General features: G+C 48.4%; 15 protein-coding genes. All 15 read left to right on the plus strand.

Annotation, left to right across the window (positions count from 1 at the left end; all coding sequences use genetic code 11):
- The first annotated feature begins 296 nt into the window (after positions 1-296).
- A complete protein-coding gene (gene upp, locus ABEW73_RS18480) occupies positions 297-926 on the plus strand; it encodes a uracil phosphoribosyltransferase (protein ID WP_430166875.1) in 630 nt (209 codons plus the stop codon).
- A gap of 64 nt (positions 927-990) precedes the next feature.
- A complete protein-coding gene (wecB, locus tag ABEW73_RS18485) occupies positions 991-2,148 on the plus strand; it encodes a non-hydrolyzing UDP-N-acetylglucosamine 2-epimerase (protein ID WP_430166877.1) in 1,158 nt (385 codons plus the stop codon).
- A 175-nt stretch (positions 2,149-2,323) separates the two neighbouring features.
- On the plus strand, positions 2,324-2,554 hold the full coding sequence (locus ABEW73_RS18490; protein ID WP_076323976.1) for an AtpZ/AtpI family protein: 231 nt from the start codon (positions 2,324-2,326) through the stop codon (positions 2,552-2,554).
- On the plus strand, positions 2,551-2,928 hold the full coding sequence (locus ABEW73_RS18495) for an ATP synthase subunit I (protein WP_076323977.1): 378 nt from the start codon (positions 2,551-2,553) through the stop codon (positions 2,926-2,928). The genes ABEW73_RS18490 and ABEW73_RS18495 overlap by 4 nt, the downstream gene beginning before the upstream one ends.
- 35 nt (positions 2,929-2,963) lie before the next feature.
- A complete protein-coding gene (gene atpB, locus ABEW73_RS18500; RefSeq protein ID WP_076323978.1) occupies positions 2,964-3,725 on the plus strand; it encodes a F0F1 ATP synthase subunit A in 762 nt (253 codons plus the stop codon).
- Between the two features lie 106 nt (positions 3,726-3,831).
- Positions 3,832-4,044, plus strand: coding sequence for a F0F1 ATP synthase subunit C (gene atpE, locus ABEW73_RS18505; protein ID WP_007128780.1), 213 nt, complete (start codon positions 3,832-3,834; stop codon positions 4,042-4,044).
- A 95-nt stretch (positions 4,045-4,139) separates the two neighbouring features.
- Positions 4,140-4,628: a F0F1 ATP synthase subunit B gene (gene atpF / locus ABEW73_RS18510; RefSeq protein WP_430166879.1), complete on the plus strand. Its 489-nt coding sequence runs from the start codon at positions 4,140-4,142 to the stop codon at positions 4,626-4,628.
- Positions 4,625-5,170, plus strand: coding sequence for a F0F1 ATP synthase subunit delta (locus tag ABEW73_RS18515; RefSeq protein ID WP_071218870.1), 546 nt, complete (start codon positions 4,625-4,627; stop codon positions 5,168-5,170). The genes atpF and ABEW73_RS18515 overlap by 4 nt, the downstream gene beginning before the upstream one ends.
- 18 nt (positions 5,171-5,188) lie before the next feature.
- Entirely contained in the window at positions 5,189-6,703 is a 1,515-nt protein-coding gene (gene atpA / locus ABEW73_RS18520) for a F0F1 ATP synthase subunit alpha (protein WP_430166881.1), read from the plus strand.
- Between the two features lie 267 nt (positions 6,704-6,970).
- Positions 6,971-7,831, plus strand: a complete 861-nt coding sequence (gene atpG, locus ABEW73_RS18525) for an ATP synthase F1 subunit gamma (RefSeq protein ID WP_076323982.1) — start codon at positions 6,971-6,973, stop codon at positions 7,829-7,831.
- 119 nt (positions 7,832-7,950) lie between these two features.
- Positions 7,951-9,351 (plus strand): F0F1 ATP synthase subunit beta, encoded by a 1,401-nt coding sequence (atpD, locus tag ABEW73_RS18530; RefSeq protein WP_076323983.1) that lies wholly within the window; start codon positions 7,951-7,953, stop codon positions 9,349-9,351.
- Between the two features lie 99 nt (positions 9,352-9,450).
- Entirely contained in the window at positions 9,451-9,855 is a 405-nt protein-coding gene (locus ABEW73_RS18535) for a F0F1 ATP synthase subunit epsilon (protein ID WP_430166883.1), read from the plus strand.
- Positions 9,856-10,518: 663 nt separating this feature from the next.
- Positions 10,519-10,773, plus strand: a complete 255-nt coding sequence (locus ABEW73_RS18540) for a DUF1146 family protein (RefSeq protein WP_100540952.1) — start codon at positions 10,519-10,521, stop codon at positions 10,771-10,773.
- 498 nt (positions 10,774-11,271) lie between these two features.
- Positions 11,272-12,618, plus strand: coding sequence for a UDP-N-acetylglucosamine 1-carboxyvinyltransferase (murA, locus tag ABEW73_RS18545; RefSeq protein WP_430166921.1), 1,347 nt, complete (start codon positions 11,272-11,274; stop codon positions 12,616-12,618).
- Positions 12,619-12,945: 327 nt separating this feature from the next.
- Positions 12,946-13,341, plus strand: a 396-nt coding sequence (locus tag ABEW73_RS18550) for a hypothetical protein (RefSeq protein ID WP_430206392.1), incomplete at its 3' end; no start/stop codon positions are given.

Here is a 13,341-nt window from a genome sequence, read left to right on the forward strand (position 1 = left end):
ATGCAGGTGGGGTCCTTTTAGGAGCTATAAACATTCTGGCCAGATTGCTATGCTCTCATTTTCCCAGTCAGGTAGCTTCGCGGTTAGCATCAATATAGGCGAAAATGGAAAACCTAGGCTCAGGACAGAAGGAGATCCTGTTTAGTTATAAGGTCAAAAACTCATGGAATAAAACATGACCCGTGCAGGTGTCAATTGAGCAGAGGGAATGATATAATAGACAGGATTTATGGAGCTCACAACTATTTTACGCCCATATTGAAATAACATTTGTACTCAAACCGGAGGGACCAGACATGGGAAAATTGGTGATTTGTGATCACCCGTTGATTCAACACAAACTTACATTTATCCGCGATATGCGGACTAACACAAAAGACTTTCGCGAATTGGTAGACGAAGTCGCGACATTGATGGCTTATGAAATTACGCGGGAGGTTCCTCTTGAATCGATATCCGTACAGACGCCGGTAGCTGAAACCCAAGGCAAAGTCATTTCCGGCCGCATGCTCGGCTTGATTCCGATCCTGCGGGCTGGTTTAGGCATGCTGGATGGAGTTGTCAAGCTGCTTCCTGCAGCAAAGGTAGGGCATGTCGGATTGTTCCGTGATCCCGAAACGCTTCAGCCTGTTGAATATTATACGAAGCTTCCAACGGACGTTACGGAACGGGAATTGATCGTCATTGATCCGATGCTCGCGACGGGCGGATCCGCCATCGCTGCTATCGACGTGCTGAAGAAACGCGGCTGTACCCAGATCAAGATGATGAACCTCGTGGCTGCACCGGAAGGTGTGAAGGCTGTCCATGAGGCCCATCCGGACGTGGACATTTATGTTGCTGCTCTCGATGAGGGCCTTGATGACCATGGCTACATCGTACCGGGCCTTGGGGATGCAGGGGATCGGCTGTACGGCACGAAATAAGAGCCGAGCCAGTCATTCGTACGTCTTGAATATTTGAAAACAAGCAAAGAGGGGTATTTCAAACATGTCAAAAGTGAAAGTGATGACAATATTTGGGGTCCGCCCCGAAGCAATCAAGATGGCGCCGCTTATTCTGGAGCTTCAACGTCACCCCGAGCATATTGAATCGGTCGTTTGTGTTACTGCGCAGCATCGGCAAATGCTGGATCAGGTGCTGGATGTGTTCAAGATTGTTCCCGACTATGATTTGGATGTCATGAAGGACCGTCAGACGCTCAACGAGATCACCGTGCGCGTTCTGGAGGGTCTTGAGCCTGTTCTGCGTGAGGCTAAACCGGATATCGTGCTGGTGCACGGCGATACGCTGACAACGTTTCTGGCCAGCTATGCAGCCTTTCTGCAGCAGATTCAGGTTGGCCATGTAGAGGCGGGTCTGCGGACATGGAACAAGCTGAATCCTTACCCGGAGGAGATGAACCGTCAGCTGACCGGTGTGCTTGCTGATCTTCACTTTGCGCCGACGAGCTGGTCCGCCGAGAATCTCCGCAAGGAGAACAAGCCGGAATCCCGCATTTATGTTACGGGTAATACGGCTACGGACGTATTCCAGTACACGGTGCGTGAAGGCTATACCCATCCGGTTCTGGACTGGGCGAAGGGCAAACGCTTGATCCTGATGACGGCACATCGCCGCGAATCCCAAGGGGAGCCGCATCGTCAAATATTTGAAGCGGTAAAGCGCATTGCCGATGAATTTGAGGATATCGCCATCGTATATCCTGTACATCCGAGCCCTGCCGTTAAAGAGCCGGCTCATCGCATTCTGGGAGATCACCCGCGCATCAAGCTGATTGATCCGCTGGATGTTGTGGATATGAACAATATCTACACCCATACGCATTTCATTATTACGGATTCCGGCGGTATGCAAGAGGAAGCTCCGTCATTCGGCGTGCCGACGCTGGTGCTACGGGATACGACGGAACGTCCGGAGGGCATTGAGGCCGGCACCCTGGAGCTGGTAGGCACCCAGGAGGAGAATGTATATGAACGGATTAAGGTTCTTCTGACGGATCAGGAGCTCTACGACAAGATGAGCAAAGCAGCTAATCCGTATGGTGATGGACAAGCTTCACAGCGAATTGTCAATGCGATTTTGCACCATTTCGGCATCCGAAAAGAGCGCCCTGAAGAATTTCACAGAATGTTCACAAAGGTATAGTTTACCGTATTCTGATGGGCAAGAAGACAGCATACAGTTGAACTGTACGGTTACCGCGGCGTTTTGTGCAATTTAGACTGCTCAAAACGCCGATTTCACACGGTAAATCCATCAAATCGATTCATTGACAAACTCTTGCAATATTCAGTAAAATGAGTTGGGATTAGAGGTTCATATGAAAAATCCGAAAAGTCAAGATAACCCTTGGTTGATAGCGCTATACATTAGCGGGGCTGGCGGTTTGCTTGCCGCTTACATTCTCATCGGTTTTTTTACCGGGCGATGGCTCATGAATCATTTGGACGGGCCCAGAGTGTGGCTTGCCATTGGTACGCTTTCGGGGCTCTTTGTAGGGATTTTGAATATCGCTCTTCTCATTAAAAAGTTTTTGGGGGCGCAGGCGTGAATGATTTGACTTCCATTGTGAACGCTGTATTTAGAGTATCATTACTCTTATTGTCTGCCTTGTTTCTCGGATGGGCTCTCTATCCGGAATTTCGCCCGATTTTTATGGGGTTGATCATGGGCATGGCGGCGGGATTGTTTAATGTACGCTTCCTCTCCATGAAAGTGCAGCAGCTGGCGCAATTGGCTGTCGATCCGGAACCGAAAAAGTACAACTTCGGCTTTATTACGAGATTGTGCATCGGATTTCTGATTGTTATCTTCGCCGCTAAACTCGAGCAGGTATCTCTCGGCGGTGCAATTGCCGGTCTGTTCATACCCCAATTGTTGACCATTCCTGTCAGCATTGTGTTCAGTTTGAGAAACAATCATTGATCAGCGCTAACTTGGAAAGGGGTGAAAACAATTTTATGCATGATTCACCGATTATCAAACTTGGCGGATTGAATATTGATCTTTCAGCGGTACTGATGCTGTTCGTCACCTGTTTGGTGGTGTTCGTATTATGTCGACTAGCTGTACGTAATCTATCTGTCGAAAACCCTTCCAAACTGCAAAACTTCATGGAATGGGTAGTGGAATTTGTGCAAGGCGTCGTAGCGAGTGCGATGGATCTGAAGAAAGGGAAAGCTTACATATCATTGGGGCTTACTCTCATCCTGTTCATCTTTGTAGCCAACTTGCTGGGCCTGCCGTTCTCAATTATCACCGACTTGCCGGAGAACTTCAAAGTCTTTGGTCAGCCAATCCTGGCTACGCTCGGACTTGAACATGGCCACTACGCCCACGTATTGTGGTGGAAGTCGCCAACAGCGGACATTTCCGTTACGGCCGGTCTTGCGATCGTTGTGTTCGTGCTCATGAACTACCTGGGCTTGAAGCAGAATCGCAAGCATTACCTGAAGCATTACATCGAACCGTTCCCGATCTTCTTGCCACTCAATATCATTGAGAACCTGGCAAAACCTATCGCTCTGGCAATCCGGCTTTATGCCAACATTTTTGCCGGCGAGGTACTGATCACAGTGATTCTGAAAACCGGCTTCTGGGGCATTCCGTTTATGGCCGCATGGCAAGGTTTCAGTATCTTCATTGGTGCATTGCAGGCGTTTATCTTTACGATTTTGACCATGGTATACATCTCGCAAACAACGATTCACGAAGAGCATTGATCAACTCGGACGAATCCGCCGTAACAGCGGTGTTTTTCGAAAGAGATATTTTCTATAGTTTCACCAAATTTCAATTTTGAAACAATTTTAAGGAGGATATTTAACAATGGAATTTTTGGCAGCAGCTATTGCAGTAGGTCTGGGCGCCCTTGGCGCAGGTTTGGGTAACGGTATGATCGTAAGTAGAACAGTTGAGTCTATCGCTCGTCAACCAGAAGCACGTGGTCAATTGCAAACAACCATGTTTATCGGTGTTGGTATCGTAGAGGTTATTCCTTTGGCGGCTACTGTTATCGCGTTCTTGATCATGTTCTCTTAATAACAATACAACGGTTTGGCGGGGAGGGCCGATGCCATCCGCGCCTTCGTTTTGTTAGGCACCGCACTTCGTGTTGATGGAAAGGAGTGACCTCAATGAATATTCTATGGGAAAATATGGTAATCACTATTATTTCGTTTATTATTCTTTACCTTTTGCTTCAAAAGTTTGCGTTCAGTAAATTGTTCGGCATCATGGAGCAGCGTCGTGAACTGGTCATGAGCCAGATGAACGAAGCGGCACAGACACGTCAGCAGGCAACTGCTTATGTAGAAGAGCAGAAGAAGGCACTGGAGCAAGCGCGTCAAGATGCTCACGAAATCATCGAGCGTTCAAGACAAACTAGCAACAAACAAGCTGAGCAAATTATGGAGCAAGCTAAGGAAGAGGCGGTTCGCCTGAAATCCGAGGCTGTTCGTGATATCGACAATGAGAAGAAGAAAGCTGTCGAAGAGCTTCGCAATGAAATCGGCAGTGTTTCCGTGAAAATCGCTACCAAGCTGATTGAACGGGAAGTGAAGAATGACAAAGCTCAAGAAGAACTGGTGGATCAATACCTTAAAGAGGTAGGAGGCAGACCATGAGCCAAAATACAGTAGCAGCCAAGCGATATGCGCGGGCGCTGTTCGAAGTGGCGGCTCAGCAGCAGAAGGGTCTGGAAGTGGAAGAGGAATTGCGCGCTGTTGTGCATGCCATTGAAGGCGATGCCGACATTCAGAAATTCATCTCCACGCCGAATATCCCCCAGTCCGTGAAGATGAACGTAATCAGCCAGGCGTTGGCAGGGAAGGTATCGCAGCCTGTATTGAACACGATCGAATTGCTTCTCGACAGAGGGCGTACAGAAATGTTCGCTGAACTGCTGAACAGTTATGTGAAGATACAAGGTGCGAGCTTAGGATTGGCGGACGCCACGGTGTACTCCACCTACCCGCTTAGCGATCAGGAAAAAGAACAGGTAGCTTCGGAATTCGGTCAGTTAGCACACCAGAATATCCGGGTGACCAATGTTGTGGACGAGAGTTTGCTCGGCGGCCTGAAAGTCGTCATTGGCGACAAGCTTTATGACGGAAGCCTTGCCGGGAAACTGGAACGTCTTGAAAAGTCTTTTAATAGACGAGCATAGTAGATAGGGGTGAAAACGTTGAGTATCAGACCTGAAGAAATCAGTACTTTAATCAAAAGTCAAATTGAAGAATATAAATCCGATATCACTGTCTCTGAAGTAGGTACGGTAATTCAAGTAAGTGACGGTATTGCTCGCGTGTACGGCCTGGAGAACGCGATGTCCGGGGAACTTTTGGAGTTCCAGAACGGCGTGTTCGGTCTGGCGCTGAACCTTGAGGAGAGCAATGTCGGTGTCGTTATCCTGGGACCTTACTCCGAAATCAAGGAAGGCGATCAGGTTAAGCGTACAGGACGTATCATGGAGGTTCCTGTAGGTGAAGCTCTGCTTGGACGCGTTGTCAATCCGCTGGGTCAACCGCTTGACGGCAAAGGCCCGATCGAATCGACAGCTTATCGTCCGGTTGAGAGCAGCGCACCAGGCGTTATCGAACGTAAATCCGTTCATGAGCCTATGCAGACAGGTATTAAAGCGATCGACGCGATGGTACCTATCGGCCGCGGACAGCGCGAGCTGATCATCGGTGACCGCCAAACGGGTAAAACCACCGTTGCGATCGATACGATCCTGAACCAAAAGGGCAGCGGCGTTAAATGTATCTATGTAGCCATTGGCCAAAAGCAATCCACTGTAGCGCAGGTAGTTGAAACTCTTCGCCGTCATGGCGCACTGGAGTATACGATTGTTGTTACGGCTTCGGCTTCTGAGCCGGCTCCATTGCAGTACATCGCTCCATACGCAGGCTGCGCTATGGGTGAGTACTTCATGTACAAAGGCGAGCATGCACTCATCATTTATGATGACTTGTCGAAACAAGCGGCAGCATACCGTGAGTTGTCCTTGCTCCTCCGTCGTCCTCCGGGTCGGGAAGCTTATCCGGGTGACGTTTTCTACTTGCACTCCCGTTTGCTGGAACGTGCAGCGAAGCTCAACGATGAGCTTGGTGGTGGTTCATTAACCGCACTGCCATTTATTGAAACACAGGCTTCTGACGTATCTGCTTACATTCCAACCAACGTAATTTCGATTACGGATGGACAGATCTTCCTGGAGTCTGAGTTGTTCTACTCCGGTCAACGTCCAGCGATTAACGTCGGTATTTCGGTATCCCGTGTCGGTGGTTCCGCGCAGATCAAAGCGATGAAAAAGGTTGCGGGCGGCATGAAGCTGGATCTTGCGCAATATCGTGAGCTCCAGGCGTTCTCCCAGTTCGGATCTGATCTGGACAAATCAACCTTGGCTCGTTTGAACCGTGGTGCAAGATTGATGGAAATCCTGAAGCAGGGTGTAAACCAGCCGTTGTCCGTTGAACAACAGGTGGTTAGCTTGTACGCAGCCGTTAAAGGATATATCGATGATATCGAGGTTGCTGACGTGCGCCGTTTCGAGAGTGAGTTCCTCACGTTTATTGAAAGCAATAAACCGGAAATTCTTCAATCCATTACGGATACGAAGGATCTGACGTCCGACAACGAAAACGCATTGAAAGCGGCAATCGATCAATTTAAGAAGGGCTTTGCCGCTTCGGTTTAAGCTCCTCAGGTAAGCAATAGGAGGGGAGCCGGGGTAAGCCCGGCATCCTCTTTCATCATATGGAATGTAGCTTTGGCTGTGACCAAAGTGATTTTTACAAAAGGTACGGCTTTGGTCCTAGCCAAAGCTTAGTCTACGCGTACGAAGTTGGCTTTGGCTTCGCCAAAGCTAGGCTTATGCTTACGAAGTAACTTTGGCTCCGCCAAAGTTAGGTGATTGCTTTCGAAGTTAGCTTTGGCTTCGCCAGAGCTTTAAGGTGGTGAAAACATGGCAAGAGGATTACGTGATATTAAGCGGCAGATCAAGAGTGTTCAGAACACAAGGCAGATCACCAAGGCGATGGAAATGGTTGCTGCCGCGAAGCTGAGAAGAGCTCAAGAGAAGGCAACCTCCGCGCTTCCATACTCCGAGAAGCTGAAAGAAGTGGTTGGCAGCATTGCTGCTGGAACCAAGGGAATCAGCCATCCGATGCTGGAAAAGCGTGAAGTGAAGAAAACCGGTTATCTGGTGATCACTTCAGACCGCGGTCTTGCTGGTGCATCGAACTCCAACATTTTGCGAAAAGTGTCGAACTTTATCGCAGAACGCCATCAGTCCAAGGACGAGTATTGCCTGTTTGTGATCGGACGTAAAGGACGGGATTATTTCCGCCGTCGTGGACTTCCGGTTGTTGAGGAGCTCACCGATTTATCCGATAGTCCGACCTACGCAGATATTAAGGCCATCGCTAACGCGGCGGTTCATCAATATGAACTGGGTCAGATTGATGAGTTATACGTGTGCTATAACCAATTCGTGAATGCTTTGACTCAGCTTCAGGAGATCTCTAAGCTTCTGCCGATGGAGAACATTGGTAGTGCCGAGAACCTGACGGGTTATGAGTACGAACCGTCTCCTGAAGGCGTACTCGAGGTTCTGCTTCCGAAATATGCGGAAACATTGATTTTCAGTGCGATGCTGAATGCGAAGGCAAGTGAGTTGGGTGCGAAGATGACTGCTATGGGAGCTGCAACGAAGAATGCAAGCAAGATGATCAACGAGTTGAACCTTACTTACAACCGTGCTCGTCAGGCTGCCATTACGCAGGAAATTTCCGAGATTGTGGGCGGGGCAAACGCTCAGCAATAATGCACGGCTCCGAATTCTTAACTTAGTATTTAACGGATATGCGGCCATGTCATGAATAAGCCGCTTTTACGATCATCGTTCACCGCTAGAGGTGAGCGGGTAGGAGGGAAAACGAATCAATGAAAAAAGGACGCGTTGTCAGCATTACAGGTGCTGTAGTTGACATTGAATTTGAGCGCGGTCATCTTCCCGAGATTTTTAATGCTGTCAAGATTGAAGCAACGCTGGAAGGCGGCCGCTCGGTTGATTTGACTTTGGAAGTATCCAATCATTTGGGTGATAATCTGGTTCGTTGTATCGCTATGTCATCCACGGATGGTCTCGTTCGCGGTATCGAAGCCGTGGATTTGGGCAGACCGATTACGGTTCCAGTAGGTTCCGCTACACTTGGCCGTGTATTTAACGTATTGGGTGAGCCGATCGATAATGCAGGTGCCGTAGTATCCGAAATTAATAACCCGATCCACCGTGAGGCTCCTGCTTATGATGAGCTCTCCACGCAAGCAGAAATGCTTGAAACGGGTATTAAAGTCATCGACTTGCTAGCTCCATACCAAAAAGGCGGTAAGATCGGTCTCTTTGGTGGTGCCGGCGTTGGTAAAACCGTTGCTATCCAGGAATTGATCAACAACATCGCCCAAGAGCACGGCGGTATTTCCGTATTCGCCGGCGTAGGTGAGCGTACTCGTGAAGGTAATGACCTTTACCACGAGATGAGTGATTCCGGTGTTATCAACAAAACCGCGATGGTATTCGGACAAATGAACGAGCCTCCGGGTGCCCGTCTTCGCGTAGCATTGACTGGTTTGACGATGGCGGAATATTTCCGTGATCAAGAAGGTAAAGACGTACTTCTCTTTATCGACAACATCTTCCGCTTTACTCAAGCGGGTTCCGAAGTATCCGCCCTTCTGGGCCGTATGCCTTCCGCGGTAGGTTACCAGCCAACGCTGGCATCCGAAATGGGACGCTTGCAGGAGCGGATTACCTCTACCAAAAAAGGTTCCGTTACATCCATCCAGGCTATCTATGTACCGGCGGATGACTATACGGATCCGGCTCCGGCTACAACGTTTGCTCACTTGGATGCAACGACAAACCTGGAGCGTAAAATTTCCGAGATGGGTATCTATCCTGCGGTAGATCCGCTTGCATCCAGTTCCCGTATCTTGGCTCCGGAAATCGTGGGTGAAGAGCACTATAATGTCGCTCAAGGCGTTAAGAAAATTTTGGCTCGTTACAACGAGCTTCAAGATATCATTGCGATTCTCGGTATGGATGAGCTGAGCGAGGAAGATAAAGCGATTGTTGGACGTGCTCGTCGTGTTCAACGTTTCCTGTCCCAAGCTTTCCACGTTGCCGAGCAGTTCAACGGCATCCCGGGTAAATATGTACCAGTTAAAGAAACCGTACGAAGCTTTAAAGAGATCTTGGAAGGTAAGCACGACCACCTTCCGGAAGCGGCTTTCCTGTTCGTAGGTACGATTGAAGAGGCAGTTGAAAAAGCAAAAACATTGTAAGCTGACGCTCCGTGATCGGCAGACCGGAACAGTGCTTCTTGTGAGACTGTGAGGTCTGCTGCGCGAGTTTTCTGCGGAAAACGGTGAGGAGGGATGGAAGTGAGCACCATTTTGTTGGAAATCGTAACACCGGACCGCCTGGTCTACTCAGAGCAGGTGAACAGTGTTACGGTGCGTGGGGTCGAGGGAGAGCTGGGCATTTTGCCAGGTCATATTTCCTTCGTTACGCCGCTTCAGATAGCGCCAGTTTATGTGAAGATTGGCAACCAGAGAACCCCGTTTGCGGTACAAGGCGGTTTCGTCGAAGTCCGTAAAGATAAGATTGTCATCCTGGCGGAAAGCGCAGAGAAAGCGCAAGAAATCGACCTGGAGCGTGCGGAAGCCGCGAAGGAAAGAGCTGAGACCCGCCTGCATGCGAAGGGAAGACAAGATGAAGTTGACCACCGTCGCGCGGAACTGGCTCTGCAAAGAGCGATGAACCGGATTAAAGTGACGCGGAACTAATAAGGTAACGAAGACAGCTTGCTGTAATTTTCAGCCAAGCTGTCTTTTTGTGTTCTATTTCTATTAGTAGCCAATGATACTGGTTATAAAAGTGCTCGTTTAAGGTGTTGAGCATTCATAGATTGCAGGTATAACCTAGCATGAAAGGGAGAGAGAGGTAATCCTTTATGGTTATCTCATTGTCTGAACCGCATATCTGGTGGGAATCTAGTTGGCTCATGGAGCCAATGGCATATACAATTTGGTGGATGACGTAAATGGGTCCATAGCCATCAATTACTCTTAGAAAGGACCTGAGACATGGATTGTTTTGATACATAAATATTCTTCTTTCGTGATAACGTCATCTCAGCTATACACGGTCTGTGAATATCATTAATTTCATAGATGGGTATTTTTTTGTTACACCGTCGGTATAAAGAGAAGTTCGAGATATAAAACTACACTATATGATTGGCTGTTGGATGTTTTTTGAAGTGAAATTAATGGGAATTCTAACTTCTGCTAATAGTGTATTCATGATCGTTTTCGGGCAAAGTCGATAAATTTTATTATTTCCGAGGAAATGTCGAATAGAAAGTGCTGGATTCTTAGCCTCCAGCCAAGTATTATAGAAGAGTCGGTCCCGAACGGGGCAGGATAATTTATGAAGGAGGAGGGAGTATGAACCAGGATTTATCTAATTCAATCAGTGCTGTTGGTGTTAACGGATTGTTGTCTATTGTCGTTTCGCTGATTTGTATCGCACTGGCTTGGTGGGCATTACAACAAGTAAAGCTGGATTTGGTTGTCCGTCATCCCAAAGGGCCGCAGGGAAAGCTGTTGCATTTGCTGCTGGCGGTGGTGCTTGGACGATTCGTGGCTGAATTCTTAATTGACTACATTACATGGAGTCAAATGATCCGATATATGTTTTAGAGCGGGAATGAGCGTCATACATAACACAAGGTGCTGCAATTAGTAATCGAACATTTGTTGCACGAGGTTATGGGCTTGGCGATATTATATTCGCCTGTTTTAATTGCAGCATGAATGGTTATATCTCTGTTAGGTTGCTTGGGGAGAAGATGTCGAATAAACGCATTTTATTATGTTAACACTTAAAATATGAATTTGATCGGGCGGACGGTATGACTTCCGGACTATAGTGTTCACCCGGTAATTGTTATGCATTGACAAGTGCTGGTTGGTCATGGTACCTTTCGTAGGTCCATACTGCGGATAACATATGCTTCATAAAGGTGGCATCATGGATTTCTGATACCTGATGTAGACACCGAATCAGATGTCATAAATAGTTCGAAAATCGCTTGTTTAGCGGAAATCACTAATGTTAAGATGAAAGTTAGGGAATTAGCAACAACTAATCACTAACACAGGCAATCAGGAAAATTATGGACGCGGAGGGAAACCATGATGAGCAAATTTATCGTCCGCGGTGGCAAAAGACTGACCGGAAGCGTCAAAGTCAGCGGAGCAAAAAATTCAGTTCTTCCGATCATCGCTGCCTCTCTACTAGGGGAAGTTGGGGAAAGTGTTATTATTGACGCACCTCCTCTTGACGATGTAATTACAATCAGTAAAGTATTGGAGTCGCTTGGTGCGGGCATTACATATCAAGATGAAGTGATACGTGTGAATGCAGAGCACATAACGACATGTGAAGCACCTTATGAATGGGTGCGGAAGATGCGAGCGTCTTTTCTGGTCATGGGACCTTTATTGGCACGTTGTGGACGAACCCGGATTTCGCTTCCCGGTGGATGTGCTATCGGCACAAGACCCATTGATCAACACCTAAAAGGATTTGAAGCTCTCGGGGCTGAGATTAGCCTCGGACAAGGATATATTGAAGCTAAAAGCAATGGCAGATTGCGTGGGGCGAAGGTCTATTTGGACGTAGCCAGCGTGGGTGCTACTGAAAATATTATGATGGCTGCTACATTGGCTGAAGGGATTACGGTAATCGAAAATGCGGCGAAAGAGCCGGAAATTGTCGATTTAGCGAATTACCTGAATGCGATGGGCGCCAAAGTTCGCGGTGCGGGCACGGGTGTGATTCGTATCGAGGGCGTTGAGAAGATGCATGGCGTTAAGCATAACGTAATTCCTGACCGAATTGAAGCAGGCACCTTTATGGCTGCGGCTGCGATCACGGGCGGGGATGTGTATGTCGAAGGAGCCATTGCAGACCACCTTGGACCGGTTATTTCCAAGATGGAAGAGATGGGGATTACCGTTAAACCGGACGAGAATGGAATTCGCGTTATTGCTGACAAACCATTAAAGTCGGTTGATGTGAAAACCTTGCCTTATCCTGGATTCCCAACCGATATGCAGTCCCAGATGATGGCGCTTTTACTGGTTTCCGAAGGTACAAGTGTCGTTACAGAAACGGTATTTGAAAACCGCTTTATGCATGTGGACGAATTCCAACTGATGAATGCGGAGATCAAAGTTGAAGGACGTTCTGCTATCGTTACGGGCGGAGCTAAGCTTAAAGGTGCCAAAGTAACGGCAACGGATCTGCGTGCAGGGGCTGCCTTGATATTGGCCGGGCTTGTATCGGAGGGGACTACCGAAGTTGGCGGCGTACAGCATATCGATCGCGGCTATGTTCATTTAGCGGAGAAGCTGTCTGGACTTGGCGCGGATATCTGGCGTATTTCAACGGAAGACCAGAGTTCCGAGAAGGTTTCGAAAAAAGTGGCAAGCGAAACAGAAGACGCCAAAGTTTTCAAAGTTCAACCTACCTGGGTGTAACATTCAAGATTGACCATGATGATCCAGGATAGACCCCAATAGAGTGTAGAAGAAGGGGCTTTGCCGAAAGGGCGAGGCTCCTTCTTTTTTTGTATGTCCTTATCATGGCGGGCTGATCATTCATTCTCTTACGTTGAGATTCGGGATGACTAGAGTTTCTTTGCTAGCTTGCTTGCAGTTAGCGTCATCGTTTCTTCATCCATGTGATTTTTTCCTTTCTCTTAGAATAGTTCTATCAAATGCCCGTATCTCATAAGTATAAGTAGAGCGTGATGGAGCATGAACCAGAGGTATATACCAGGGGAAAAGGCACAGGAGGGAAATGCAATGAAAGATTCGAAGGTTCGGGTAAATCTGAGCACGGCAGGGAAAAAACGAGTGGTCGATTCAAAAGACGTTCTGAAAGAAGGAGATCCTCAATCATACCAGGTGCCATCCGAAGGATCGGCTGCTCCCGTATTGAAGTGGGATTTTCCCGGTGAACTTGAGAAGAAGGTCGGATCGACTGAAGAACATAGCCATGATTCGAAACCGGATAAAAAGGATATTCAGGAAGGGCCGCGCGGGCACCGCGGCCCGGGGAGAGCGCCGGACGCCTTCGGCGAGTCCGGCCACAGCCCCCGGGCGGCCCAAACGCCGCCGCCCGGCCGCCCCGCTGGCGCGTCTGCGCACGGCGCCGCGCCACCCCACGGCGGGCCAGCGGCGATGCCGCAGGGCCCGCAT

This window comes from Paenibacillus lautus (genome assembly GCF_050482385.1).
Lineage (GTDB): Bacteria > Bacillota > Bacilli > Paenibacillales > Paenibacillaceae > Paenibacillus_AQ > Paenibacillus_AQ lautus_B.